Origin of the sequence: Streptomyces tibetensis, assembly GCF_040647715.1 — a bacterium.
GTDB lineage: Bacteria > Actinomycetota > Actinomycetes > Streptomycetales > Streptomycetaceae > Streptomyces > Streptomyces tibetensis_A.
Window position 1 is genome coordinate 86,864 of the sequence record NZ_JBEZCR010000018.1, and the last position, 25,331, is coordinate 112,194.

A 25,331-nucleotide genomic window follows, 5' to 3' on the forward strand; every position below is an offset into this window, starting at 1 on the left:
GGCAACCATGACCAGCGCACCGAAGATCCTCCGGTGGGGCCATCGGTCCCTGGAGGTCGAGATCGGCGTCGCCGAGGACGGCATCGCACGCCTCACGCGGATCGGCCGCCCCGGCGGCACGCCTCCCGGGCGGCGCAACTGGCCTTCACTGCCCCTGGTGGAGGTGACGGCCGCGGGCCACGGCCGCACCTGGTCGGGCGGACGCCTCATCGACACCTCCCTCGGCGCGCGTCTGCGGTACCGCGAGCACCGCGTGACCCGCGACGGCGAGTGGCTCGTGCTCACGGTCAAACTGCACGACCCCGAGTCCGGTCTCGCCGCGGAGGTCACCTACCGCTCACCGGAGGGCGTGCCCGTGCTGCGCGCCGAAGTGGCCCTGCGCAACGACGGGGAGGCCACCCTCCACCTGGAGTCGGTCTCCTCCCTCGTCGTGGGCAGCCTCGCCGACGGGCCGGAGGCCATCGAGGCGGCGGACCTGCTGTGGGCCGAGAACGACTGGGTCGCCGAATGCCGGTGGCAGCGACGACCGATGCGGGTGACCTCACCGGCCCTGGGCGATCGCGTCGTCTACGACAACGGCAAGGGCGAGTTCACGCTGACCGGGCGGGGGGTGTGGTCCAGCTGCGGCCGCCTGCCCATGGGCGGCCTGGCGGACCGCCGGACCGGGCGCACCTGGGTGTGGCAGATCGAGCACAACGGCGGCGGCTGGCACTGGGAGTGCGGCGAACGCGACACGCTGGCCTATCTGGCCCTGTTCGGCCCGAACGACACCCACCACGGCTGGCGGCACCCGCTGGAGCCGGGGGCCGGGTTCTCCACCGTACCGGTGGCCCTCGCCTTCAGCGACGACGGCGGCCCGGACGAGGCCTTCGCCGCTCTCACCCGCTACCGCCGCGCGATCCGCCGCCCGCACCCGGACCACGAGCAACTCCCCGTCATCTTCAACGACTACATGAACTGCCTCATGGGCGACCCCACCACGGAGAAGCTGCTGCCGCTGATCGACGCGGCCGCCGAGGCGGGCGCGGAGTACTTCGTCATCGACGCCGGCTGGTACGACGGCGACGACGGCGGTTGGTGGGACAGCGTCGGCGCCTGGGAGCCCGCCGCCTCGCGTTTCCCCGGCGAGCGCGGGATCCACGAGGTCCTGGACCGCATCCGGGAGCGGGGCATGGTGCCCGGTCTGTGGCTCGAGCCGGAGGTGATCGGGGTCCGTAGCGCCATGGCCACGTCCCTCCCGGACGAGGCGTTCTTCCGCCGCGACGGCGTACGCGTCACCGAGACCGGCCGCCATCACCTGGATCTGCGTCATCCCGCCGCCCGCGCCCACCTGGACCAGGTCGTGGACCGACTGGTCGGCGAGTGGGGCGTCGGCTACCTCAAACTCGACCACAACATCGACCCGGGCTCCGGCACCAGTGCCCACCCCGGGGAGACCCCGGGCGCCGGTCTGCTCGGGCACAACCGCGCGCACCTCGACTGGCTCGACGGCATCCTGGACCGCCATCCGCACCTGGTGGTGGAGAACTGCTCGTCCGGCGGCATGCGCTGGGACTACGCACTGCTGTCCCGGATGCAGGTGCAGTCCACCAGCGACCAGCAGAACCTCCGACTGTACGCGCCGATCGCCGCCTCCGCGCCCACGGCCGTCACCCCGGAACAGGGCGCCGTCTGGGCCTACCCGCTGCCGACGGACTCCCAGGACGAGGTGGCGTTCACCATGGCCAACGCACTCCTCGGCCGTATCCATCTCTCCGGTCTGCTGCCTGACCTGCGCCCGGATGCCCGCGCCCTGGTCCACGAGGCCGTCGGCACGTACAAAGCCATCCGCGCCGACCTCGCCCACGCCGTCCCCGCCTGGCCGCTCGGGCTGCCGGCCTGGGACGACCCATGGCTCGCGCTGGCCCTGCACACCCCCGACACCACCTACGTCACCGTCTGGCGCCGCCCCGGCGCGCAGACCACCACCTCGCTCGCCCTGCCGCACCTGCGAAGCCGCACGACCCGCCTCGACGTGCTGTATCCCGCCTCGAGCCGGGCCGAAGCCACCTGGAACCCGGGCACCGCCGATCTCACGCTGACGCTGCCCACGGCTCCGTCGGCGGTGCTGCTCCGCCTCGACCACGCAACGACAACCCGCCGATGAACAGGATCCGACCACGTGACAGAGAATCAGGGAGCCGCCGTGCGCAACCCCGTGATCCCCGGTTTCCACCCCGACCCCAGCATCTGCCGGGTCGGCGGCGACTACTACGTAGTTTGCTCCAGCTTCGAGTACTTTCCCGGCATCCCCGTCTTCCACAGCCGCGACCTGGTGCACTGGACCCAGATCGGCAACGCCCTGGACCGGCCGAGCCAGTTGTGGCTGCCGCCGGAGCTGCCGTCCTCGGCAGGTATCTACGCGCCCACCCTGCGCCATCACGACGGCCGCTTCTGGTTGATCGTCACCAACGTCGCCGGGGGCGGCAACATGCTCTTCACGGCGACCGACGCGGCGGGCCCCTGGTCCGATCCGATACCGCTGCCCGGCGTCCCCGGCATCGACCCGGACCTCGCCTGGGACGAGGACGGCACCTGCTGGTGCACGGTCGCCGGAGTCTCCCAGGTGCGCATCGACCCCTCCACGGGAGCAACGCTCGGAGAGCCGCACAAGGTCTGGTCGGGCACTCCCGGCGCGATGGCCCCCGAGGCACCGCACCTGTACCGCATCGGTGACTACTGGTACCTCCTCATCGCCGAGGGCGGCACCGAGCGCGGCCACGCAGTCGCGATCGCCCGCGGCACGTCTCCCTCGGGACCGTTCGAGCCCTGTCCGCACAACCCGGTGCTGACCCACCGGGGTACCCATCGCCCGATCCAGAACACCGGGCACGCGGACCTCGTCCAGGCGCCCGACGGCTCGTGGTGGATGGTGCTGCTGGCCGTCCGGCCGCGCGGCGGAACGCCGGGCTGGCACGTGCTGGGCCGGGAGACCTTCCTGGTGCCGGTGGAGTGGGTGGACGGCTGGCCCGTGGTCGGCGAGGTGCCGTCCGAACTGCCCACACTCGCGTGGCCGTTGGTCCCGGGACCGGCCGAGCCCGTCAGGGACGACTTCGACCTCAGCGATCTGAGGCCGCAGTGGGTCTCCCCGCGTGACCGCTCGCCGGAGCACTGCACCACCAAGGAGCGCTCCGGCTGGCTGACCCTGCGTGCCCGCGGTGACTCCCTGGACGAGCCGGATGCCGTGTTCGTCGGCCGCCGCCAGCAGCACCTGGCGTGCGAGGCACGCACCCGCGTCGACGCGGAGCAGGGACGCGGCGGGCTCGCCGTCCGCCTGGACGACACGCACCACTACGAGATCGAAGCGTCCGCGGGACAGGTCCGGGTGCTCGCCCGGGTAGGGCCCCTGCGCTCGGTGCTGGCCTCCCGGCCGACGCCGGCCGGCCCCGTGGTGCTGGGCGTCCGTGTCGCCAAGGCCCCCGACCTGGGCCCCCGCACCGGTCCCGACGCCCTCACCTTCGGCGTCGAGGAAACGGACGGCACCTTCGCCGAACTCGGCACGCTGGACGGCCGTTACCTGTCGACCGAGGTGGCCGGCGGTTTCACCGGACGGGTCATCGGCATGTACGCCGCCTCCGGCACGGTCCACTTCGACTGGTTCGACTACACCCCCCAGGGCTCCTGACCGGCGCCGCTCGCCGCCGGTCGCCGTCCCGCGGCGATCCGACACCCTCCCCGAAGGACGGGTCCCCGCCCGGTCGACGGAGAAGGGTGAAAGATGCAGAGAAACGCAGCACCTCACCGGTCCCCGCAGCCGCGGCCCCGGCCGCCTGCCTCTCGTGCGGAACCCGTCAGCTGACCACCGCTGCCCACGCCAGGCGCGGAGCGCCCCTCATGGCGACTTCTGCGACGGCCTGCCCGCGGGGGTCGGCGTGTCCGGGGCCAGCAGTCCCTCGGCGCGCAGTTCGTCCCAGAGCGCGGGCGGGACCGGGTGCCGCAGCTGGTCCACGGTGTCGCGCACCTCCTCGGCGGAGCGGGCCCCGGTCAGGACGCTCGCGACAGCGGGATGGCCGTAGGGGAAGTGCAGGGCTGCGCTGCGCAGCGGCACGCCGTGACGTTCGGCGACGGCCTTCAGCCGCAGGGCACGGTCGAGCACCGGCTGCGGCACAGGTGCGTAGTCGTACATCGCGCCGGGCTCGGGGGCGATCAGCAGCCCCGAGTTGAGCACCCCACCGATGATGACGCTCCTGCCGCGAGCGGCGGCCTCAGGCAGCACCTCGGCGAGGCCCTCCTGTTCGAGCAGCGTGTAGCGGCCGGCGAGCAGGACGACGTCGATGCCGGTCTCCCGCAGGAAGCGTGCGGGCAGCGCGCACTGGTTCATCCCGACGCCGATCGCCCCGATCACACCTTCGGCGCGCAGCCGCTCCAACGCCGGATACGCCTCGCGCAACGCCTGGTCGGCGTGGTCGTCGGGGTCGTGGAGCAGGGCCACGTCGACGCGGTCGAGACCCAGACGTTCCAGGCTCGCCTCCAGGGAGCGCAGCACCCCGTCGGCGCTGAAGTCCCAGATGCGCCGGTGGGTGTCGGACACGGCGAAACCGTGCGCCAGGTCGTCTCCCCTGCCTCCCTGCGGGGCCGGCTCCAGCAGGCGGCCGACCTTGGTGGACACGGTGTACGTGTCCCGGGGGCGGTCACGCAGCGCCGCGCCCATTCGGCGCTCGGACAGGCCCAGCCCGTAGTGGGGCGCGGTGTCGAAGGTGCGGATGCCCGCGTCCCAGGCCGCGTCCACCGCTGCGAGGGCCGCCTCGTCGGTGATCGGGCGGTAGAGGTTGCCGATCCCCGCGCCCCCGAACGACAGCTCGGTGACCCGGACACCGGTGCTGCCCAGGGTCGCCGTCTTCATGAGCCGGCCGCCGGGCGGAGCCTGAGCCCCTGCATGCCGCCGTCGACGGCGAGGGCCGTACCGGTCACGGAAGCGGCGGCCGGAGACGCCAGGTAGACGATGGCGGCGGCGACCTCGTCGGCGGTGATCAGGCGCCCCATCGGCTGACGGGCGTTCAGCGCGGTTCGTTCGGCGTGGGGATCGTCTGCGGCGTCCAGGAGCCGCGCCACCCAGGGGGTGTCGGTGGTGCCGGGGTTGACGCAGTTGACGCGGATGCCTTCGCGGACGTGGTCGGCGGCCATGGCGAGGGTCAGCGACAGGACCGCGCCCTTGCTGGCGCAGTAGAGGGCGCGCTGCGGGAGGCCCGCGGTGGCGCCGATCGAACAGGTGTTGACGATCGCCGCGTGCGCCGAGCCTCGCAGATGCGGCAGGGCGGCGCGGGTGGTGCGCACGATGCCGAGGACGTTGACGTCCATGACGCGGTGCCACTCTTCGTCGGGGTTGTCCTCGATGGTGCCGATGGCTCCGGCGCCGGCGTTGTTGACGAGGATGTCGAGGCCGCCGAGGTGCGCGGCCGCTTCGTCCACGGCGAGGCGTACCGACGTGTCGTCCCGGACGTCGGCCTTGACGGGGTACAGCGGTTCGGGCACCCCGGACGGTTCGAGGTCGAGCACGGCCACCGTCGCGCCCCGCTCGGCCAGGGCGCGTGCGGTGGCGAGTCCGATGCCGGACGCGCCGCCGGTGACGAGGGCGCTGAGTCCTGACAGTTCGCTCATGTGTCACTCTCCTGCCGGTCGCGGTCGGCGACCCAGAAGGTTCCGTCCGGGAAGTGGTAGGCGGCGATGGACTCCTCGCGCATGGTGGCGGAGAAGCCCGGGTCGAGGGGTGCTGTGTAGTGCCCGTCCCGCATGACGACGGGCGCGTCGAAGTGCTGGTGGAGGTGGTCGACGTACTCGATGACCCGGTCGTCGGTGGTGCCGGACAGGGCGAGGTAATCGAACATGGACAGGTGCTGCACCAGCTCGCACAGTCCCACGCCGCCGGCGTGCGGACACACCGGCACCCCGAACTTCGCGGCGAGCAGCAGGATCGCCAGGTTCTCGTTCACCCCGCCGACCCGGGCCGCGTCGATCTGCAGCACGTCGATGGCACCGGCCTGGAGGAGCTGCTTGAAGACGACTCGGTTGTGCACGTGTTCGCCGGTGGCGACCTTGACGGGGCCGACCGCCCGGCGTACGGCGGCATGCCCGAGGATGTCGTCGGGGCTGGTGGGCTCCTCGATCCAGTACGGCTGGAACTCGGCGAGCGCGCTGACCCATTGGATCGCCTCGTCCACTCCCCACCGCTGGTTGGCGTCGACGGCGATGCGGATGCCGTCGCCGACGGCCGCGCGGGCGGCGCGCAGGCGCCGGATGTCGTCGCCGAGGTCCGCGCCGACCTTGAGCTTGATCTGGGTGAACCCGTCGTCGACCGCCTGCCGGGCCAGCCGGGTGAGCTTGTCGTCCGGGTATCCGAGCCAGCCCGGGGACGTGGTGTAGCCCGGGTAGCCGCGCTCCAGCAGGGTCACCTCGCGGTCGGCGAGCCCCGCACGGCCCTGGCGCAGGAGGGCGAGGGCCTCGTCGGGGGTGAGGGCGTCGGTGAGGTACCGGAAGTCGACCTGGGAGACGAGCCACTCGGGTTCGGCGTGGGCGAGCAGGCGCCACAGCGGCTGTCCGGCGCGCTTGGCGGTCAGGTCCCACACGGCGTTGACCACGGCGCCGATGGCCATGTGCATCACGCCCTTCTCGGGGCCGAGCCAGCGGAGTTGGCTGTCGCCGATCAGGTCGCGGCTGAGTGAGCCCGGGTCGTCGCAGAGCTCCGCGACGGAACGTCCCACGACATGGTGCCGCAGGGCGTTGATCGCGGCGACCTGCACGTCGTTGCCGCGTCCGATGGTGAAGGTGAAACCGTGGCCTTCCGGAGCGTCTGCGGTGTCGGTGCGCAGCACCACGTAGGCGGCGGAGTAGTCGGGATCCGGGTTCATCGCGTCGGAGCCGTCCAGTTCCCGCGAGGTGGGGAAGCGGATGTCGTACGTGTCGAGGGCGGTGATCCGGGCTGCGGTGGAGGTCACGGGCGTCCCTTCACGCTTGGCCGGAGGTCTGGCCCTGGCTGCCGAGCCGGTCGACGGAGAGTGCGACGGTGTCGCCCGGGCGGCGGATCGCCGACCTCGTCCGCGGTGACCGGACACGGGCCGAGCGGGTTGAAGGTGTCGCAGGACTTGCCGAGGTCCCACTGCGAGGAGTACTCCAGCTGGAACTCCCGCGCCGAGACGTCATGGCTGACGGCTGGGCGCACTTCGCCGGTGGCGCCGACTCTCAGCAGTTTCACTGCGGTTTTCCCCTGCCCTGGGCGGTTCGTGGACGGAGACGACGGCCTGGTCCGCGCTCTCCCAGTGATCGGACGTGTGGCTACAACGGGACTGTAGGTGCAAGGGAAACCCGCTGGCAACGGACGCCTCGGATGTTTTTCCTCCGCACCGGTGGCCAGCTTGATCGAGGCGGAACACCTGGACGGGGCTCGTACAGGCCTGACGGGCCTGGACCGGAGCGGGGGGGCAGACCTTGTTCATGCCCCGCATCGGGGTGGCCTGCGGGTGGGCCGGAGTCCTGTCAGCGTCGGCAACCCCGGCGTGACGTCTTCGACGCCCCGCCATACATCGGAGGAATGCTCCTCCGCCTCCCAGCTGCTCCCAGTACCGCTGTGGGCCGTACCGGTCGTCCGGCCACATGAGTGAAGGCGGGTTCCCCGCCTCCGTGGACACCGGGAACCCGCCGTTGGGGCCTGTCGACGTCAGTCGCCGGTTGCGGCCCGTGCCCCCGCCTGCACGTCGAAGATCCACGGGGTGTGCATGGCGCCGTGGACCAGCCCGACGGCCGGGTTCAGCGCAAGGTCCTCACGAGATCATGGCATCGCGGACGAGCGCGGTGTCGGTGAACTGTTCGAAGCGGACGATCAGGCCGCCGCGCACCACGAAGTGATGAGCCACCCGGACGTCGATCGGCTTTCCCGTGCCCTTGTGGGTCGCGGTGTAGCGGGCGAGAACGACGACGTTCTCGCCGTCGACGACGTAGGTGTCGTCGTGGGCCGCCCAACCGTCCCAGTCCTGGCCGAGTTTCTCCATCACGTTGGCGGTGACACCCTCGGGGGTGCGGTAGGTGCCGGCGAGGGGGAAGCCGGCCATCTCCGTCCACTCCACGTCGGGGGCGAGCGTGGCACGCAGTGCGGCCAGGTCACCGGCCGCGGAGGCCAGGTACTGGCGGCGTACGACGTCCGCGGGGGCGGTGGAGGTGGTGAACGCGCTCATCGTCAGCCCCACTTCATTTCACCCTTGGCGACCTTCGCGCCGATCTGGGCGGCGATCAGCATGCCGTTGTCGGGGTAGCGCTTGACGAGGGCGTCGGTCAGCGCGGCGCCGTCGGCCGCCTTGCCGAGCTCGTCCTCGAAGGCCACGAGGTACTCGCGGGTGGCGGTGATGGCCGTGGCGTCGACGGGAGCGCCGGGCAGGCGGTGTCCGGGGACGACGAGCTCCGGCTGCAGGGCGGCCATCTCGTCGAGGAGGCCGATCCACGCGGTTCGGTCACCGGGGGTGGGGGTGTCGGCGACCCAGACGTGCTCCTGCTGGAAGAGCAGCACGCCACCCAGGATCGCGCGGTGCTCTGCCTGCCACAGGTAGTGCCGGTCGGGGAGATCGGCGGGGCCGCCCTTGAGCTCGAAACGGTTTCCTTCGAGGGTGAGGTCGCCGGTCAGGGGCTCCAGGTCGACGAGGCGGGTCGGCAGGTTCTCGCCCACGGCCGCCCATGCCTCGAGCTTGCCCTCGTAGGAGTGCCGGATGTGCGCGATGACGATCGGGGTGGCGACGAACCTCGCCTCCGGGAAGGCGTCGGCGAGGACCTCGGCGCCGAAGTAGAAGTCGGGGTCGCCGTGGCTGACGAAGACGGTGGTCAGCTTCTTGCCGGAGTCGAGGATCTCGGCGGCCAGGCGGTGACCGTCGGCGCGGGTGAACGCGGCGTCCACGAGGAGCGCCTCGTTCTCGCCGGTGACGAGGGTGGCGGTCTTGTTCTTGCTGCCGACGGGGAAGTCGAGGTCGAGGACCTTGAAGGAGAGAGCGCTCATTGCGGGTTCCTTGCGGTGTGGGCCGGTTGGGGACGGGGGGGAAGCTCAGTGGGCGGTGAGGGACGAGAGCCGCTGTTCGACCTCGGTCGCGGTGGCGTTCCCGTAGGCCAGCGGGGTGGTTCGGTCACCGTCGACGGCGAGGAGCGTGGGAAAGCCGGTGACTCCCAGGGCGGCGGCCCGGCGGAAGTCGGCCTGGGCCGCCTCCTGGGCCCGTGGTGCCTCGAGGGCGGCGATCACGGCGTCGGCGTCCAGGCCGGTCTCCTCGGCGACCTTCCGGTACGTCGCCGGGTCGGAGAGGCTGAGGCCGTCGACGTAGAAGGCTCGCTGGAGTGCGATGGCCGGCTCGACGTCCCCCGTGGGTGCGACATGGCGCAGGGCGGCGATGCCTCGTGCGGCGGCCTCGGAGTCCATCACGAACGAACCGTCGGCGATCAGCCGGTCGTACGCCTCGCCGAACTCGGCGCCGGTCAGCTCGGCGATCTTGGCGTTCGTGCCCTGGACGTATCCGAACTCACGGATCGGCACGCGGCGGGGGCCGGTGAACAGGCCGCCGGAGACGACGTCCACGTCGAGCTCCGGATGCCACGAGACCACCTGCCGGAGGGTCCGGGAGAACCCGTGGGACCAGCCGCAGTAGGCGTCGAAAACGTAGATGAGCTTCATCGAGGACCTCGGCAGAACGGTGGGGCACCCGCCTGGTGCGGGCGATTCACCTGACTCAACAGTATCTGATACGTCAGATATTTCCAGGACGACGTGTCGCTCACCACACGGGCCGGCACCCGAGCCGAGCGACTCGGTCATCACCGATCTCGCCCCGGTCCGCGATGAGCCCGGGCGTCACGCAGGACCGTCACGCCCGGCGGGCCCAGCTCGCGGGCCAGCGCCCGGACGAAGCCGAGAAGTCCGGCCTTGGCCGCGGAGTAGGCCACCCTGCCGAAGACCCCTCCCCCGTGTTCCGCGGAGACGAAGGAGAGGATGCCCCTGCGCCCGAACCCTCGTTCCGCGGCCGCTTCCTCCGCGGATTCCTTGCCGGGGTCAGGAGCGGAAGGACTGTCACCTGTCGGCAGTCGGCACTGACGCCCGACACGGCCCACCGCCTGGTCCGGACCCGTCGGTCAAGATTCGGTCTCGGTTAACCGAGTGGTCGGCAACGGTGCGTGTTACCAACGGTAAGTTCCCCCTCCCCACTCCCCGTTGTCAGGAGCCCCGGTTTTCATGCGCCGACTTGCAGCCTCCATCGCGGTGGCGTCGATGGCCATCGGCGGGTTCATCACGAACACGTCCCCCGCCGCTGCCGCCGACCCCGCGTCCGGTTCCTTCAGCGTCCTCGCCTACAACGTCGCGGGCCTGCCGGAGAGCATCTCCAGCGCTCCCACCCCGCGCGAACCCGCGACCACGGAGATCGGCCGGCGGATAGCGCCGTACGACATCGTCAACGTCCAGGAGGACTTCAACTACCACGCCTCTCTCTACGCCGGCGACACCGCGCACGCCTACCGCACCCCGACCAGCGGCGGTGCGGGGATCGGCAGCGGCCTCAACACCCTGGCGAAACTCCCCTACGACACCGACGACTTCGAGCGGGTGCGCTGGAAGTCCTGCCAGTTCGACTCGGGTGACTGTCTCACGCCCAAGGGGTTCACCTTCATCCGCCAGCGTCTCGCCGAGGGCGTGTACGTGGACTTCTACAACCTGCACACCAACGCCGGCACGAACCCCGGAGACCTGGCCTCGCGGGCGGACAACCTCGACCAGCTGACGGCCTTCATCAAGAGCCATTCGGCCGGGAACGCCGTCGTCGTCATGGGCGACACCAACACCCGCTACACGCGTTCCGGCGACACCATCGCCGAGTTCGCCGCCGCGAACGGCCTGACGGATCCCTGGGTCGAGCTCATCCGCGGCGGCACCCCGCCCGCCAAGGGCAGCGACGCCCTGGTCTGCGACCAGACGGGCCCCACCGTGCCCAACACGTGCGAGGTCGTGGACAAGGTCCTGTACCGCGACAGCAAACTCGTCTCGCTCAACGCCACTTCGTACAACAACGAGCACTCGAAGTTTCTCACCGACGGCGGGCTCATGCTGTCCGACCACGACCCGATCAAGGTGGACTTCTCCTGGTCGCGCGCCGCGGACTTCCAGCTCAGCGACCAGTTCGGCGGGCCGCACGGCGACTACTACAACGACATCGACGCCGTGCCCGCGGGCGCGCGCCCGGTCAGCCTCTCGCTGCGCAGTGGCACCCGCGTCGACGGTGTCGGCTTGACGCTCGGCAACGGCAAGGCCGTCGGTCACGGCGGAACCGGTGGCACGGTGTCGACACTGAACCTGGGCAGCGGGGAGTTCCTCAGCTCCGCCCAGCTGTGCCGGGGTGAGAAGGACGGCCGCACCCGGATCTTCTCCGCCACGTTCACCACGAACCTCGGCAGGAGCCTGTCCGGCGGAACCACCACGTCCGACTGCGTGACGCGCAGCGCGCCGACGGGATGGCAGATCGCCGGGTTCCACGGGCGTGCCGGTGCCGAGGTGGACAAGCTCGGCTTCATCTACACCAAGCGCTGACGCGCTTTACTGCCGGCGGCCCCGGCCCCGGCATGCCGGCAGCGGCGACGGCCTCCCCCGGCTGTCGCCGCAGTCAGGGCAGGCGGGGCAGCATGTCCCGCGCACTGTGGCTGAGGACGCGGAGGTTCTCGGCGAACCGCTCCCGGTCCTCGACCGGCAGGGGCGCCAGGAAGTAGCGCTTGATGTTCTCCACGTGCGCCCGGGCCGCGGCGACCGTGGTCTCCTCCCCTCGCGCGGTCAGGCACACCAGGCGCGCACGCCGGTCACCGGGGTCCTCCACCCGCTCGACCAGACCGGCCGCCACCATGCGGTCCACCAGGCGGGTGGCCCCTCCCGTGGTCAGCACCTGTTCCTGGGCGATGGCGCCCATCGACAGTCCGGGCTCCCCCGCCCGCCCCAGGATGAGCAACACCTCGAACATCAGGTGGCTGATGCCGCACTCCGTCTCCAGCGCCCGGCCCAGGATGTACTCCAGCCGGTTCGCAGCCCCTTGCAACCGGCCGAAGGCCAGCACCAGGGCGTCGTTCGCCGCTTCCCCCGGCGTCGTGATCTCCGGCTGTTCGTTCACGGCTCCCACACCCCTCTTCTTTTCGCACCCGTCCTCCCGATCATGCCGCACCCTCGCCGGGCGTCCCCTGCCGGTTTCGATGGACCTGCCGGAACGTGCCCGGCGGCATGGGCCGTCTCCGGCGGTGAGGCCGCCTACGAACTGCTCGTCAAGCGCCCGAGCAGGGCGTCCTGGTCGCGCAGGACCTCGTGTACGACGACGTCCACCTCTACCTGGGCAACAACGACATCACCCGCCGGCGGCACGCGGTCGACGCGCTGGACGCCGAGTCCGGTCACGACACGATCCTGGCGGGCCACGGCCTGCCCACCGGGCCCGAGGTCTGCACGGACGTGCGCCGCTACCTCGCCGATGCCCGCGAGCTGCTCGGCGAAGACGGCGACGCGTACAAGAAGGCGATCGTGGACCGCTACCCCGCCCACGCCGACCCGTTCATCACGCGGCACGGCCTTTGTCCTGCGCCCCTTTCACCCAGTGGCCCATCGCCGGTGGAGGCGACCAGAAATGGCAGATCGTCAGCGTCTGACCGGCGGCCCAGGGGCCGGGCGGGATCGCTCGCGGATGCGCAGCGGTCGTCCTGGCCCCGCGGTCGGCCGGTGGTCGCTGTGGGTGCTTCAGAAGGTGCGGTCGGCCGGGGATCAGAGCGGGGTCCTTCCAGGTCCTCGAAGGTGTCGAACACGTCATTCCGTGGTGCAGTCATGTCATGGCCTCACCGCTCACGGATGACCAGGACGCTCTCGCGCCCTCCCGGCACGAGCGTCCGTCACGGCTGGTGGACGTCGCCGTCGCCCTGCTGCTCCTGGTCGCGGACGTGATCATCGTCGTCGTCGCCGCGCTGCTGCTCGTCGCCGTCGGCTTGGGCACGACGCATCCACCGTCCTCCCCTTCCACCGCGCGTTCCTCCGGCACCCCGGTCCTGGCGTGGTTCGTCATCTGGGGCGTCCCGGCGGTGGCGGCAGCCGGCGCCGTCGTGCACGCCCGTCTGAGGATGCCCGTCACGGCTGTTGTGCAGAGCCTGTTCGCCCTCACCTGCACCTTCCTTGCCATCGCGTGGACGCGCATGCTGCTGTCGTGAGGAAGGCACACCCCGCCTGCACCGGGCAGACGGGCCGGAACCGGATCCGTCGCCCGGTTGTGGTCTCACCACGTCACGGGCAGCTCCAACGGGAAGCGCCGGATGGTCCGGGTGTCCCAGCGCACGGCGTCGGCCGGAACCGCCAGGCGCAGGCCGGGCAGGCGGCCGAACAGGACCCCGATCGCGGTGCTGAGTTCGGCGATCGCGAGCGTGCTGGCGATGCAGTGGTGGTTGCCCCAGCCGAACGTCATGTGGGGACGGGGCGAACGGCCGACGTCCAGCGCGTCGGGGTCCGCGAACACCGCCGGGTCCCGATTGGCCGCCAGATAGGAGACGTGGACGAACTCACCCGCGCGGATCAGCACTCCCTCCACCTCCACGTCCTCCAGGGCGATACGCGGGATGCCGACGCCCTTGCGGAAGGGGATGTGCCGCAGGAGTTCGTCCAGCAGCCGGGGCAGCTGCTCGGGCCTGCGCCTCAGCAGGTCCAGCAGCTCGGGGCGGGTGAGCAGGGTGAAGGCGATGTTGCTGATCTGACAGGTCGCCGTGTCGTTGCCGCTGAGGATGAGGGTCAGCGCCAGGACGGCCAGCTCGTCGTCGCTCAGGGGCTCCTCTCCCTGCTCGCAGGCCGCCATGGTGTTGATGAGGTCCTCGCCCCCTTCCGCCCGGCGCTTCGCGACGAGCGCGGTGAAGTACGCGCGCAGGAACTGCTTGGCCTCGGCCGCCGCCTGCCTGGCCTCGGGGGCGGTCGTGAGCATCTGCTGGGTGTGGCGCAGCATGAGGGGCCGGTCCGCGGCGGGTACGTCCAGCAAGGCGCAGATGGTGTGGTTGGGCAGCTGCGCGGACAGACCCTGGGCCAGGTCGGCCGGGGGGCCGTGCTCGATCATCTCGTCCACGAGTCGGTGCGCCACTTGTTCGATGGCCGGCGTCATGCGCTTCACGCCGCTCTGCGTGAAGGCCCGGGCGGCGGCATGCCGGAGTCGGGTGCTGCGCGGCGGGTCCATGACGTTGAGCGACTCCGGGGAGACGATCGGCTCGGGAGTCATCCGGGGGTAGTCACGGCCGACGATGCCGGCCCGGCTGAACCTCGGGTCGGTCGTCACCTGGCGTACGCCGTCGAAGCTGGTGACCAGCCACGCGTCGGCTTCGCCGTAGGGCAGTCGGATACGGCTGACCGGGCCGCCGGCCATGAGCTGTACGAGTGACGGGTCGAAGACCAGTTGCTCGCTGAAGTCGAAGGGGCAGGCGGCGACGGGGGCCATGTGTACTCCTGAGCGCGTGCGGTCGGTGCGGCCATGTGGGCGGAAGCGGCGGGGTCCGGGGCGCGGCCGCCCGGCCCTCGGGGGACATTTCGCATAGTGCGGCAGAGCGCCGCTCCATGCACCCAGTGCCGGTCAAACGGCAGAAAGCGGGGAGACATGTCCGATTCCACCCCTCCGACACTCCAGCAGCCGGCCGTGGACGTGCTGGTCGTCGGCGGCGGCCCCACCGGTCTCACTCTCGCCTGCGACCTGGCCAGGCGTGGTGTGCGCACCCATGTCATCGAGGCCGGCGACCAGCTCTTCGCCGGCTCGCGCGGCAAGAGCCTGCAGTCACGCACGCTGGAGACCTTCGACGACCTCGGCGTCGCCGAGGCGATCACGGCCGCCGGCTCCCCCTTCCCGCCCATGCAGACCTGGCGCGACGGCGAGCGTCAGGGCGAGTGGCAGCTGATCCGGCCTGCCCCCGAGGCTCCGGCGTCACGGCACCCGCGGCCGTGGCTGGTCCCTCAGTGGCGCACACAGGAGATCCTGCGCGATCGGCTGCTCGACCTGGGCGGGACGCTGGCGTACGGCGCCCGGCTCACGTCCCTCACCCAGACGGACACCCATGTGACGGCCGAGGTGACGCACTCGGACGGTGGCCGTCACCTGATGTCGGCGCTCTACCTGGTGGGCGCCGACGGCAGCCACAGCACGGTGCGTGAGTCCCTGGGCATCGCCATGAAGGGTGAGGAGAGCGGGCTGCGCTCGGCCGTGGTGGCGGACGTACGCATCGAGGGACTGGATCGCGATCACTGGCACATCTGGCCCGACCCGGCAGGCGAACTGCTGTTGTGCCCGCTGCCCGGAACCACCGACTTCCAGCTGAACGCCAAGATCACCGGTGAGGAGTTCACCGCGACGCCCGAGACCGTGCGCCGTGTGGTCGCCGCCCGTACCCATCTGCCCGCCGGCGCCGTCACGGAGGTGCGGTGGCTCTCGTTCTACCGGCCTCGTACCGCGATGGCCGAACGCTTCCGTCAGGGTCGCGTCCTCCTCGCGGGGGACGCCGCGCACGTGCACCCGCCCGGCGGTGGTCAGGGGCTGAACATCGGCGTGCAGGACGCCTACAACCTGGGCTGGAAGCTCGGCCAGGTCGTCGGCCACCGTGCCCCGGACACGCTGCTGGACAGTTACGAAGCCGAGCGCCGGGCCGCCGCGGCGGACACGCTGGACCTCAGCACGCGCCTGTACCGGGCCGGCCGCAGACCTCAGGACACCGACGAACAGGCACGCTACCGGGGGCGGGTCTGCCACCTGCTGTCGGTGCACTACCGCGACAGTGAGCTCTCGACCGACGTGCGGGAGCGCCGTTCCCCGACCGGTTTCCAGGCCGGGGACCGCGCACCCGACCTCCCGTGCGTCACCACCGAGGGCGCCTGCGGGAACCTCTTCGACCTGCTGAGAGGCCCGGACTTCACCCTGCTCGCGGTGAACTGTGTTCCACCACCCGAGGCAGTGGGCCTGCGCACCCACCAGGTGACGGGCGGTCCGCTCGCTCAGGAGCTGGGCACCGGGCTGTTCCTCATCCGCCCGGATCAGCACATCGGTCTGGCTGCCGACAGCCCTGAGCACCTCGGCCGCTACCTGGCGGGGGTCGGGCTGGGGGGCACCGGGATGTAGCAGGCACATGCACCTCGAGTACCGAGCCCCTCCAGCCGGCTTCAGGTCCGGCGCAGGTCCGGTGGCGAGAGGTCACCGGACCTGCTGGAGCGTGGTCAGCGTCGGCGGGCCCAGCCGGCACCGACGCCTGCCACCTGCAGAGCCAGGCACATCAATCCCAGCAACATGACGTTCGTCGAAGAGAACACATCGTTGGTGCTGATCTCAGCCGCGTTGATCAGGAACGCCAGGAAGAACAACACTGCCGCGACTATGCCGAGCATGACGAGCTCCTCTCGAAGGGGATGCAGCCCGTATGCCCCGCCTGCACGCGCGCAGACACCGGGATGTTCGCCCGCCTGTGCGGGCGCCGATGAAGTCTTCTGGCGGCTGCAACTCCCAGCGCATGTGTCAACTCGTGGCGTCCACAGCCCCGTTGACACCTGATATCGCAAACCGGGTGCTGACGTCGAGCAAAAGGACGCTGCTCGTCGGGAACAAGGCCCTGCTCTTGTCCGTACCATCTCCCACCAAGACGACGTGCGGTACACAGTGAAGGATCAGCGCCATGCCCGAGACAACAACTCCCGCCACCGAACTGGCATCGCAGTACATCGCCCAGGTGACGGGCGACCTTGAGGCAAACCTGAAGGAACAGGAACGCATCACCGCCGACATCGCCTCCCTGCAGGAGCAGCTCGCCGCTCTCCAACATGACCACAGCGTGCTGGTCAGCATGCAGCAGGCACTCGGCATCACTCAGGCCCAGACCCAGACCCAGACCGGGTCCGCAGTCGAGTCCAAGAGCGCCACTGTGCCCTCTCCGCGACGGAAGAAGGCCGCCGCCGCGACCGGCGGGAAGCAGAAGGCACGCAAGTCGACCGCCGCCCCCGCGAAGAAGACAGCCCGGAAGTCCGCGGCCAGGAAGGCGGACACCGCACAGACCGCCGAGCTGACCCTGGTCGAGCTCATCCGCCGCCACCTCGCCGAGCAGAAGGAGCCGCGCTCCGCCGCCGAGATCTCCACATCGCTCGGCCAGGCCCACCCCGGCCGTGACATCTCGCCCAAGGTCGTACGCGTCACCCTCGAAGGCCTCGTGGCCAAGAGCGGGGCCGAGCGCTCCAAGCAGGGCAGGTCCGTCTTCTACAGCGCGCCGGCACAGAGCGGGAAGCCCGCCCCGGAAACCGGGGCACAGCCCGAACCCACGGACGGCTGACGGCAGGACGGCCCCTGGAGGGGTGCGGTTCGGCGTGACGGCTGCCGGGTCTGCCCATGGGGCTGCCTCGTCGAACGCCCTGAGGCCCCCCGCGGGCCGGTGGCCACCTCCTTGAGGACCACATGGCCGGCCAACTGCCCGCGGGGCGAATCGGGTTGCGCATCGATGACCGCGAACCCGAACCGGTCCCCGGTGGACGGCGTCGCGACCGCATACAACGTGACGGTGCCGTTCACCCTGCCGAACCGTGGCTCGGCCCGAAGGAGTGGGCAACAGGCGTGCACCGGCTCTCGACGCGAGAACGTGCGATCCGTGTTCAGAGGATCTCTTCGTCGGACTGCCACAGCCAGCGCAGAGCGTCCGGCAGCAGGACGCCTCCGTGGTTGGGGCTGTGCCCGCCGTCCCCCAGGACGAGACGGAAGTCGTAACCTGCTTCAGCGAGAGCGGCCGCCACGCGCAGGTTCTCGGCCAGCCAGTTCCCCTGCGGCTCATTCCAGCGCAGGTCGCGGTGACCGCCCTGCATGAAGATGCGCAGCGGCTTGCGGGGAACGCGGGAGATCAGGTCGGGGTAGGGATTGCCACCCGGCATCTGCGCGAAGCTGGACAGGTATCCGATGACGCGACGGAACGTGTCCGGACGCAGCCACGCGGCGGTGAACGCGCAGTTGCCGCCGCTGCTGCCGCCGCAGATGCCCCACTGTTCGGGCGACTGGGCGATGGCATAGCGCTCCGCGACCCGCGGGATGATCTCGGTGAGGAGGAAGGTGACGTATCGGTCGTCGAAGGCGTCGTACTCGTTGTTCCGGTTCTTCGAGTTCTCGACGTCGGGGAACACCCCGGGATCGACGAACACCCCGATGGTGACGGGTATGTCACCGCGGTGGACGAGGTTGTCCAGGACGATCGCTCCACGTACCTCCCCTTCGGGGTCCAGGTACCACCATCCGTCCTGGAACACCATCAACGATGCCGGTGCCGCAGGGTCGTACTGTGCAGGCACATGGACCCAGAACTTCCGGGACGTTCCCGGGTAGACCTCACTGTCCTTCCAGTCGAACGCGATCGTCTCGCCGGCAGGCACGCCCGGTTGTGCAGTGGAATCGGGTCCGTGGACGTATCGCACGTCCGACTGGTCGATCGGAAGCGGCTGATAGGGCACCTCGATGGTCATGGGGAGCAACCGTACGACGTTCGCCACCGCTGCCCGCAAAGGGATTTACCCCGAAGCGATGGCTCATTGCGATAGCTTGCCCGCCATGACTGGACTCGGGCCCCCCGACTGGCCGCCCGCCCCCTTACGGACCGAACGACTCGTGCTTCGCGCGTCTGAGGCACGGGACCGTGCGGCGTTCATCGAGCTGTTCGCGTCGCCGGAGGTGGGCACGTACGTGGGTGGAGCCCGGCCGCGTGACGAGCTCGAGCGTACGGTTCCCGAGGTGCCCGGGCGTCGCGCCGGACTTTTCGTGATCGATCTCGACGGGGCGATGATCGGCATGGTCACGCTTGACCGGCGTGGCGCGGAGCGTCCAGGTCACGTCCGGCCGGAGGCCGGTGAGGCCGAACTCGGTTACATGCTGCTGCCGGAAGCCTGGGGATGCGGCTACGCCGCCGAGGCGTGCGCGGCTGCGCTCGGCTGGTTCGCCGGCGCGCATCCCGGCGAGCCGGTGGTGCTCTGCACCCAGACCGCCAACGAGCGGGCGATGCGCCTCGCGGTGAAGCAGGGGTTCACCGAGGTGCAGCGGTTCGAGGAGTACGGCGCCGAGCAGTGGTTCGGCGTGCGGGCCCCGGGCACGCCCTCCGGTTGAGCGGCCCGCGTGGTGCGTGCCGGACTTGACGAGGGGCAGGGCAGACACCGCCCGGCCGCGCGGCTCCTCACCACAGGTGCAGGAAGCTCCTGACGTCGTCGTACCCGTCGACGGCCCGGCCGTCCACGTCCGACGGGTCGGCCTCGGCGCGCTCCGCCAATGACTTCACGAGCTCGAGCGCTTCATCACTGAGACGCCCGAAGCGTCGAGCGGTGTGTCCCAGGCACAGACCGGCCAGCCCGAGCAACGGGCTTCCCGGCACCGCCCGTGTCCCGACCTGCACACACCAGTGCTCGACGAACTCCACGTCGTCATCGTTCAACGCGCTCCCGACCAGGACGCTCGCGGCCTCACCTTCGGCCGCGCGGTCACGCAGAGCCCGCTCCAACGTCTCGGCCACGACCTCGTGGGGCAGCGCCGGAGGGTTCTCGAAGGTCAGATGAGAGTGCACGAGGCGAGACTACGTGCCCGCGTCGTTCGCACTCCACCGACCAGAGCGAGACGAGCCTTGCCCGAGGCTGCACTAGTGGGCGGAGGCCTCCGCGGCGGCCGGGGCATCAGTCGACTGCGCGTGCCGGGTGGGGGCCGGCTCCCGGTGGGTGTCCGGACCGTCCAGGCGGAGCATGGCTGCCTCGTCCGGGGTGCCGGGGGCTGCCTGGTAGACGACCATGCGCTGGCCGCCCGTCCTGGCCAGCCGCATGACCTCGTAGGTCAGGGTCATCGGGCCCACCTTGGGGTGCCGGAACGCCTTCTGGCCACCGCCGCGTTCGCAGACGTCGTACCGCTCCCAGAGGGCGGCGAACTGCGGCGACTTCAGCATCAGTTCGCCGACGAGTGCCGTGAGCTCGGGGCTGTCCGGGTCGGCCCCGCCGACCGCCCGCAGGTGCGCCACCGACAGGGCGACGGTCTCCTCCCACGGCTCGTAGAGCGTCCGGCCCACCGGGTGGAGGAAGACGTAGCGCGTCAGGTTCCGCTGGTCCTCGGGCCAGTCCCACAGCCCGGGCAGCAGCCGTCGGCCGGGCCGGTTCGCGGCCAGGACGCGGTTGTACCGGCTCACCACGTAGGCGGGCAGCGGACGCACCGACTCCAGCATCCGCAGCACCGAGTCGCGCACGGCGTGGTCCGCACAGGCCGGCAGCTCGGAGGCGCGCCCGGAGGCCAGCTCCGCGAGTTCGTGCAGGCGCTCGAAGCCGTCACCACGCAGCCGGAGGGTACGGCCGAGGGCGTCCACGACGGCCGGAGAGGGGTTGGTCTCCCGGCCGCGCTCCAGGCGGATGTAGTAGTCGACGCTCACTCCGGCTAGAGCGGCCAGCTCCTCGCGGCGCAGTCCGGGAGTGCGGCGCAGGCCCGCGCCGGCCGGGAGACCGACATCCTCCGGGCGTACCTGCGCTCTGCGGGCCTTCAGGTATCGGCCCAGCTCCGTGCCCCTCGCATCCGATGCTGCTGTCATCCGGTCATTGTCGCAGGCGGTCAAGAGGCGTGGGGGGCCGTGTCAGGGCCAGGAACACCGCACCCCGGGCAGATTGCGGTCTGCCGGCGACCGCGGGTCGGGCGGAGAGTCGTTGGTGGAGCGGGCGGCCCGGCCGCCGGAGCCCAGGGGGTGCACGACACCGGACCGCGGCCCCGGTATGCCGCTGCCGCCCGCCCGGTCGTCCCGTCCACCGTCCCCTCCCCCGCCGTTTCCTCGGACTTCAGGAGCTCACCATGCCGGCCACCCCTCCCCCGGCCTCCTCCACCACCCCCGGTCCCGGGCACCGGGCAGAGCCGCCGGCACCCGGGCCGGGGCAACGCGCGCCGGACCGGGCCCGACCGGGCGTGCCACCCTCCGAGACGGTCACCGCGCCGCGGCGAGGCGGCGCCGCGCTGGTCGCCTCGCTTCTCGGCTTCACGGTGATCACCATCGACGTCTCGGCCGTGAACATCGCACTGCCCTCGATCCGGAGCTCCCTCGACAGCGGGATGTCCGGACTGCAATGGGTCGTTGACGCCTACACCCTGATGTTCGCGGCGCTGATGCTCTCGGCAGGCGCACTCGCCGACCGCACCGGCGCCCGGCGCGCCTACACTTGGGGCGTCGGCCTGTTCACCCTCGCGTCGCTCGCCTGCGCGCTGGCACCCGGCATCGGGGTGCTGATCGCCTCGCGCGTGGCGCAGGGCGCTGCCGCCGCGATCGTCATGCCGGCCTCGCTGGCACTGATCCGGCAGGCCTACGAGGACGCGCGGGCGCGCGCCCGGGCCATCGCCCTGTGGACGGTCGGCGGCTCGGTGGCGATGGCCGCGGGGCCCGTGCTGGGCGGCCTGCTCACCGACACGGCCGGCTGGCGGGCGGTCTTCCTGCTCAACCTTCCCGTGGGCGCGGTCGTCCTGGGCCTGCTGCTGCGGGTGCCGCGTTCTCCGCGCCGGCCCGCCGCGCTGGACCTCGCCGGCCAGCTCACCGCCCTGGTGGCCCTGGCGGGGCTGGCGTTCGCCGTGATCGAGGGCGGCCACCTGGGCTGGACCAGCGGGCCCGTCCTGGGCGCTGCCGCGCTCGCGCTCGTCTCCGGGTGCGCCTTCCGCGTGGTGGAGGCCCGGCACCCCCGGCCGATGGTTCCGCCGGCCATGCTGAGGGACCGCCGGGTGGCCGTCCCACTCGCCGTCGGTTTCGCCGTCAACGCCGCCTTCTACGGCGGGATCTTCCTGCTCGGGCTGTACTACCAGCAGCTGCGCGGCATGTCGGCCATCGCGGCCGGTTTGATGTTCGTGCCGATGTCGGCGGTCGTCACGGCGACCAACCTGATGTCCCCTCGCCTTGCCGAGCGGGTCGGGCGACGCCCGGTCATCGTCACCGGGCAGCTCGTCTTCACCGGTGCGATGCTCGCCATGCTGCCGCTCGCCGCGCAGACCCCGCTGTGGCTCGTGCTCGTCCTGCTGCTGCCGCTCAGCGTGGGCGGGGCGCTCGCGGTGCCCGCCGTGACCGCGCTGCTGATGGACGTCGTCCCGCAGGAGCGGGCGGGGACCGCGTCCGGGCTCCTCAACTCCCTTCGGCAGACCGGCGGTGCGCTAGCCGTCGCCCTCTTCGGGGGCCTGCTCTCCGGGCCCGGCGGAGGCTTCTCCCTTCCGGGCATGCGCGTCGGCCTCCTCGCGGTCGCCGCCCTCCTCCTCGCCACCGCCGCTCTCGCCCGACTCCTCCTTCCCCGAAGGTGATGTGACGTCCCGGCACAGGTCCGGAAGCGGCTGTCCGTGATGGTCGGCCTCAGGGCCGGCACGGTGACATTGCTCCGGCGGCTCGGGGCACGATGGGGCCCTCGACGAGGAGGGCACTGACATGAGTTACGACCTGCGGGCGGTGATCGCGGCCGGGGAGGCACTGCGTGTGGCGACGCGGGGTCTGGCAGCGGCCCGGACGACATCGATCGGACAGGGTCTGGCGCTGCTGCCGATGACGGACGCGCTGTGCGAAAGCCTCGCAGACGGGGATCGGGGAGGCGCGTTGGGCCTGCCCCGGCTCCCGGGCGGGTTCGAGAAGATTCTGGCCGACTGGTCGACCGGTGGGCCCGTGGCGTACGTGGCGGCGGAGTACTTCGACGGTGTGGGCGAACAGGGGGCTGCCGTGTGGGACGGCGGTGGCGTCGTGCTCGGACCGCTCCGCATGGAGGAAGGCGAGCCCTTCGCGCCGGCGGGCAGCCCTGTCTCTCAAGCGCTACGGCGGCTGGGAGTCGTGAGGAGCGCCGGCCAGGACGAGTTCTCGGTGGTCGGCCTGGACCGGCATCGGCACACCGAGGCGTGGTGTGCCGGACACTCCCCGGGCCACGCCGCCGGATGGAGCAAGCAGCCGGTTTGGGGCGCAAGGGACATAATCTGCGCGATATGAAGAAATGCCATATCGCACCTCTGGCGTGTCTGGCGGCGCTGGTCGGGACGGGGCTCGGTGCCGCTCCGCCCACCGCCGCCCACACGGTCCATGTCGTACGACCGGGAGAATCGATCCAGAAGGCGGTGGACGCCGCCCGGCCGGGCGACACCGTGCTGCTCGCGACCGGCACCCACCACGGGAGCGTCGACGTGACCACGCCCGGCCTCACCCTGCAGGGCATGGGCCGCGGCACGGTGCTCCGGCCGGCCAAGGGCACGAGCACCGCCCCGAGCACCGCAGCGCCCCTCGCGAAGGCCGCCGACAGCTGCGCCGCGGCCGGCAACGGCATCTGTGTGGTGGGCACGAAGGACCACGGCGCCGACGACGTCACCATCTCCTCCCTGACGGTGACCGGCTTCGCCAAGACCGGCATCTACGCCCGTGAGGCCGACGGACTGACCGTGCAGGACGTCACCGCCGTCAGCAACGGGGTGTGGGGCATCGCCACCGAGTATTCGCTCCGTGGCGTGTTCCGCGGCAACACGGCCCGGAACAACGGCGACGCGGGTCTGCTCCTCGCCAACACGGTGAAGGAGGAGCAGGGGGCCGTGGACACCGAGGGCACCGTGGTGGAGCACAACCGGCTGGAGGGCAACCGGATCGGCGTCACCGTCCGCCGGCTGCGCAACCTGACCGTCGAGGGCAACCACCTGACGGGCAACTGCGCGGCGGTTTTCGTCGTCGGAGACGAGAACAAGCCCAAGGCCGGCTTCGTGACCGTGCGCACCAACCGCATCGAGCGCAACAACAAGTTCTGCCCGAAGACCGCCCGGCTGGACGCCCTGCAGGGATCCGGCGTCGTGGTGACGGGCGCGGACGACAACCTGATCACGCACAACGTGATCAAGGACAACGTCGGCAACTCCTCCCTGTCGGGAGGCATCGTCCTGTTCAAGAGCCTGGTGGGCACGCCCAGCGAGCGGAACCGGATCAGCGACAACCTGCTGCAGGGCAACTCCCCCGCGGACCTGGTCAACACGGACACCGGTCAGGGCAACACGTTCCAGGACAACTCCTGCGGGTCGTCGCGGCCCACGGGTCTGTGCTGACCGCCGTCACCGCTCTTCGTGAATTCGGGGCTCGCACGAACGCCCCGTGATCGTCGTGCTTCACATGACCCAAGAAGGAAGGAAGGCGGCACATGACGACCGCTCAGTCTGCCCCCGCGCCGTCCATGCGCCTGCGGGAACTCGCATTCGGGGCGGCATGTGCCGCCGCCCTGCGCGCGGCCGCCCGGCTGGGCGTCGCCGACGCCCTCGGTGACACACCCATGGCCGTGGAGGACATCGCGACCGCGGTGAAGACCGAACCCGGACCGCTGCGACGGCTCCTGCGGGCCCTGTCCTGCTACGGCGTCTTCGCCGAGCAGCCGGACGGGACCTTCGCGCACACCGACGTCTCCCGGCTGCTGCGCGAGGACGACCCCGACAGCCTGCGCGCCATCTCGCTGTGGTGCACCGAGCCGTGGACCTGGGACGCCTGGCCGAAGCTGGAGGAGGCGGTGCGCACCGGCCGCAATGTGGTGGAGGGCCTGTACGGCAAGGAGTTCTTCCCGTACCTCAACGAGGACGCCCCGGAGTCGGCCGACGTCTTCAACCGCGCCATGACGACCTCCAGCGTGCAGTCGGCGCGCGATGTCGCAGAGTTCCTCGACCTGTCGGGGAGCGCCTCGGTCGCCGACATCGGCGGGGGCCAGGGGCACGTGGTCGCGAGCCTGCTGGACAAGTACCCCACGATGCAGGGGGCACTGCTCGACCTTCCCCGCGTGGTGGAGAACGCCCTGCCGAGACTGCGTGCGGGCGGCGACCTCGCGGACCGTGCGCGGGTGGTGCCCGGCGACGTCCGGACGGCCGTGCCGGTCCGGGCCGACGTCTACGTCATCAAGAACATTCTGGAGTGGGACGACGAGAGCACGGCCCGCACGCTGCGCAACGTCCGTGAGGCCGGTGGTCCCGGGACGCGGGTCGTGGTCATCGAGAACCTCGTGGACGACACGCCGTCCATGCGGTTCAGCACCGCGATGGACCTGCTGCTGCTCCTCAACGTGGGCGGGGCGAAGCACACCACCCAGAGCATGGTGGACCGGCTGACCGAGGCGGGCCTGGTCATCGACGACATCAGTCCGGTCAACCCCTACCTGCACGCGTTCGACTGCCACGTTCCCGGCTGATCCGACCGCGTCCCGTGAGGCGTTGGTGCCCCGGGGCTGCCCCCCCCCCCCCCCCCCCCCCGCCCGGGGGGGGGGGGGGGGGGGGGATGGGCGGCGGGGGGGGGAGATGGTTGAAGCGGAAGTG

At 71.1% G+C, this 25,331-nt stretch carries 25 protein-coding genes and 1 pseudogene; 11 read left to right on the forward strand and 15 right to left on the reverse strand.

What is annotated here, in order from left to right; genetic code table 11:
• Positions 1-7: 7 nt before the first annotated feature.
• Together AB0B29_RS35095 and AB0B29_RS35100 are read left to right on the forward strand one after the other, a co-directional pair.
• On the forward strand, positions 8-2,146 hold the full coding sequence (locus tag AB0B29_RS35095; protein WP_362246328.1) for an alpha-galactosidase: 2,139 nt from the start codon (positions 8-10) through the stop codon (positions 2,144-2,146).
• A 15-nt stretch (positions 2,147-2,161) separates the two neighbouring features.
• The gene (locus AB0B29_RS35100; protein ID WP_362246330.1) at positions 2,162-3,664 is read left to right on the forward strand and encodes a glycoside hydrolase family 43 protein; all 1,503 of its coding nucleotides are present in this window, start codon (positions 2,162-2,164) and stop codon (positions 3,662-3,664) included.
• A gap of 207 nt (positions 3,665-3,871) precedes the next feature.
• Here the strand turns inward: AB0B29_RS35100 and AB0B29_RS35105 are convergent, their stop codons facing one another.
• The 8 genes and pseudogenes from AB0B29_RS35105 to AB0B29_RS35140 all read right to left on the reverse strand — a co-directional run bounded on the left by AB0B29_RS35105 (position 3,872) and on the right by AB0B29_RS35140 (position 10,110).
• Positions 3,872-4,882: an aldo/keto reductase gene (locus AB0B29_RS35105; RefSeq protein ID WP_362246332.1), complete on the reverse strand. Its 1,011-nt coding sequence runs from the start codon at positions 4,880-4,882 to the stop codon at positions 3,872-3,874.
• Entirely contained in the window at positions 4,879-5,637 is a 759-nt protein-coding gene (locus AB0B29_RS35110; protein WP_362246334.1) for an SDR family NAD(P)-dependent oxidoreductase, read from the reverse strand. The genes AB0B29_RS35105 and AB0B29_RS35110 overlap by 4 nt, the downstream gene beginning before the upstream one ends.
• A complete protein-coding gene (locus tag AB0B29_RS35115; RefSeq protein ID WP_362246336.1) occupies positions 5,634-6,971 on the reverse strand; it encodes an enolase C-terminal domain-like protein in 1,338 nt (445 codons plus the stop codon). Before AB0B29_RS35115 ends, AB0B29_RS35110 begins: the two co-directional genes overlap by 4 nt.
• Positions 6,972-7,054: 83 nt before the next feature.
• Positions 7,055-7,186 (reverse strand): annotated as a pseudogene (locus AB0B29_RS37825) (fumarylacetoacetate hydrolase family protein); the annotation flags it as partial.
• A 607-nt stretch (positions 7,187-7,793) separates the two neighbouring features.
• Positions 7,794-8,204 carry a nuclear transport factor 2 family protein gene (locus tag AB0B29_RS35125; RefSeq protein WP_362246338.1) on the reverse strand — a complete coding sequence of 137 codons (411 nt, stop codon included), beginning with the start codon at positions 8,202-8,204 and terminating at the stop codon, positions 7,794-7,796.
• A gap of 2 nt (positions 8,205-8,206) precedes the next feature.
• Entirely contained in the window at positions 8,207-9,013 is an 807-nt protein-coding gene (locus tag AB0B29_RS35130) for an MBL fold metallo-hydrolase (protein ID WP_362246340.1), read from the reverse strand.
• A 45-nt stretch (positions 9,014-9,058) separates the two neighbouring features.
• Entirely contained in the window at positions 9,059-9,676 is a 618-nt protein-coding gene (locus tag AB0B29_RS35135) for a DsbA family protein (protein ID WP_362246342.1), read from the reverse strand.
• Between the two features lie 140 nt (positions 9,677-9,816).
• Positions 9,817-10,110, reverse strand: a complete 294-nt coding sequence (locus AB0B29_RS35140) for an SDR family NAD(P)-dependent oxidoreductase (RefSeq protein ID WP_362246344.1) — start codon at positions 10,108-10,110, stop codon at positions 9,817-9,819.
• 121 nt (positions 10,111-10,231) lie between these two features.
• On the opposite strand from AB0B29_RS35140, the gene AB0B29_RS35145 reads away from it, so the two are divergent.
• Entirely contained in the window at positions 10,232-11,578 is a 1,347-nt protein-coding gene (locus tag AB0B29_RS35145) for a jacalin-like lectin (protein ID WP_362246346.1), read from the forward strand.
• A 73-nt stretch (positions 11,579-11,651) separates the two neighbouring features.
• Here the strand turns inward: AB0B29_RS35145 and AB0B29_RS35150 are convergent, their stop codons facing one another.
• Complete coding sequence (locus tag AB0B29_RS35150; RefSeq protein WP_362246384.1) at positions 11,652-12,146, reverse strand: MarR family winged helix-turn-helix transcriptional regulator; 495 nt, start codon at positions 12,144-12,146, stop codon at positions 11,652-11,654.
• A gap of 134 nt (positions 12,147-12,280) precedes the next feature.
• A complete protein-coding gene (locus AB0B29_RS37830; protein ID WP_436845955.1) occupies positions 12,281-12,592 on the reverse strand; it encodes a hypothetical protein in 312 nt (103 codons plus the stop codon).
• A gap of 257 nt (positions 12,593-12,849) precedes the next feature.
• Between AB0B29_RS37830 and AB0B29_RS35160 the strand changes: the two genes are divergently transcribed.
• Positions 12,850-13,221: a hypothetical protein gene (locus AB0B29_RS35160; protein ID WP_362246386.1), complete on the forward strand. Its 372-nt coding sequence runs from the start codon at positions 12,850-12,852 to the stop codon at positions 13,219-13,221.
• Between the two features lie 65 nt (positions 13,222-13,286).
• Here AB0B29_RS35160 and AB0B29_RS35165 read toward each other — a convergent pair whose 3' ends face one another.
• A complete protein-coding gene (locus AB0B29_RS35165) occupies positions 13,287-14,483 on the reverse strand; it encodes a cytochrome P450 (protein ID WP_362246348.1) in 1,197 nt (398 codons plus the stop codon).
• Between the two features lie 156 nt (positions 14,484-14,639).
• Here AB0B29_RS35165 and AB0B29_RS35170 point away from each other — a divergent pair, with 156 nt between their 5' ends.
• Positions 14,640-16,145, forward strand: coding sequence for an FAD-dependent oxidoreductase (locus AB0B29_RS35170; protein WP_362246350.1), 1,506 nt, complete (start codon positions 14,640-14,642; stop codon positions 16,143-16,145).
• 95 nt (positions 16,146-16,240) lie between these two features.
• Here AB0B29_RS35170 and AB0B29_RS35175 read toward each other — a convergent pair whose 3' ends face one another.
• The gene (locus AB0B29_RS35175) at positions 16,241-16,408 is read right to left on the reverse strand and encodes a hypothetical protein (protein ID WP_167526659.1); all 168 of its coding nucleotides are present in this window, start codon (positions 16,406-16,408) and stop codon (positions 16,241-16,243) included.
• Positions 16,409-16,692: 284 nt separating this feature from the next.
• Between AB0B29_RS35175 and AB0B29_RS35180 the strand changes: the two genes are divergently transcribed.
• Positions 16,693-17,340, forward strand: coding sequence for a hypothetical protein (locus AB0B29_RS35180; protein ID WP_362246352.1), 648 nt, complete (start codon positions 16,693-16,695; stop codon positions 17,338-17,340).
• A gap of 316 nt (positions 17,341-17,656) precedes the next feature.
• Here AB0B29_RS35180 and AB0B29_RS35185 read toward each other — a convergent pair whose 3' ends face one another.
• Positions 17,657-18,511 (reverse strand): alpha/beta hydrolase, encoded by an 855-nt coding sequence (locus AB0B29_RS35185; protein ID WP_362246354.1) that lies wholly within the window; start codon positions 18,509-18,511, stop codon positions 17,657-17,659.
• Between the two features lie 85 nt (positions 18,512-18,596).
• Between AB0B29_RS35185 and AB0B29_RS35190 the strand changes: the two genes are divergently transcribed.
• Positions 18,597-19,145 carry a GNAT family N-acetyltransferase gene (locus AB0B29_RS35190; RefSeq protein WP_362246356.1) on the forward strand — a complete coding sequence of 183 codons (549 nt, stop codon included), beginning with the start codon at positions 18,597-18,599 and terminating at the stop codon, positions 19,143-19,145.
• Between the two features lie 67 nt (positions 19,146-19,212).
• On the opposite strand, the gene AB0B29_RS35195 is transcribed toward AB0B29_RS35190, so the two are convergent.
• The gene (locus AB0B29_RS35195) at positions 19,213-19,596 is read right to left on the reverse strand and encodes a hypothetical protein (RefSeq protein ID WP_362246358.1); all 384 of its coding nucleotides are present in this window, start codon (positions 19,594-19,596) and stop codon (positions 19,213-19,215) included.
• Positions 19,597-19,668: 72 nt separating this feature from the next.
• Entirely contained in the window at positions 19,669-20,595 is a 927-nt protein-coding gene (locus tag AB0B29_RS35200) for a helix-turn-helix domain-containing protein (protein ID WP_362246360.1), read from the reverse strand.
• A 254-nt stretch (positions 20,596-20,849) separates the two neighbouring features.
• Here AB0B29_RS35200 and AB0B29_RS35205 point away from each other — a divergent pair, with 254 nt between their 5' ends.
• From AB0B29_RS35205 to AB0B29_RS35220, 4 genes are all read left to right on the forward strand, one after another.
• Positions 20,850-22,328: an MFS transporter gene (locus AB0B29_RS35205; RefSeq protein WP_362246362.1), complete on the forward strand. Its 1,479-nt coding sequence runs from the start codon at positions 20,850-20,852 to the stop codon at positions 22,326-22,328.
• A gap of 121 nt (positions 22,329-22,449) precedes the next feature.
• Positions 22,450-22,995 carry a hypothetical protein gene (locus tag AB0B29_RS35210; protein WP_362246364.1) on the forward strand — a complete coding sequence of 182 codons (546 nt, stop codon included), beginning with the start codon at positions 22,450-22,452 and terminating at the stop codon, positions 22,993-22,995.
• Positions 22,992-24,086, forward strand: a complete 1,095-nt coding sequence (locus tag AB0B29_RS35215) for a right-handed parallel beta-helix repeat-containing protein (protein WP_362246366.1) — start codon at positions 22,992-22,994, stop codon at positions 24,084-24,086. Before AB0B29_RS35210 ends, AB0B29_RS35215 begins: the two co-directional genes overlap by 4 nt.
• 92 nt (positions 24,087-24,178) lie before the next feature.
• Entirely contained in the window at positions 24,179-25,207 is a 1,029-nt protein-coding gene (locus AB0B29_RS35220) for a methyltransferase (protein WP_362246368.1), read from the forward strand.
• Positions 25,208-25,331 lie beyond the last annotated feature (124 nt).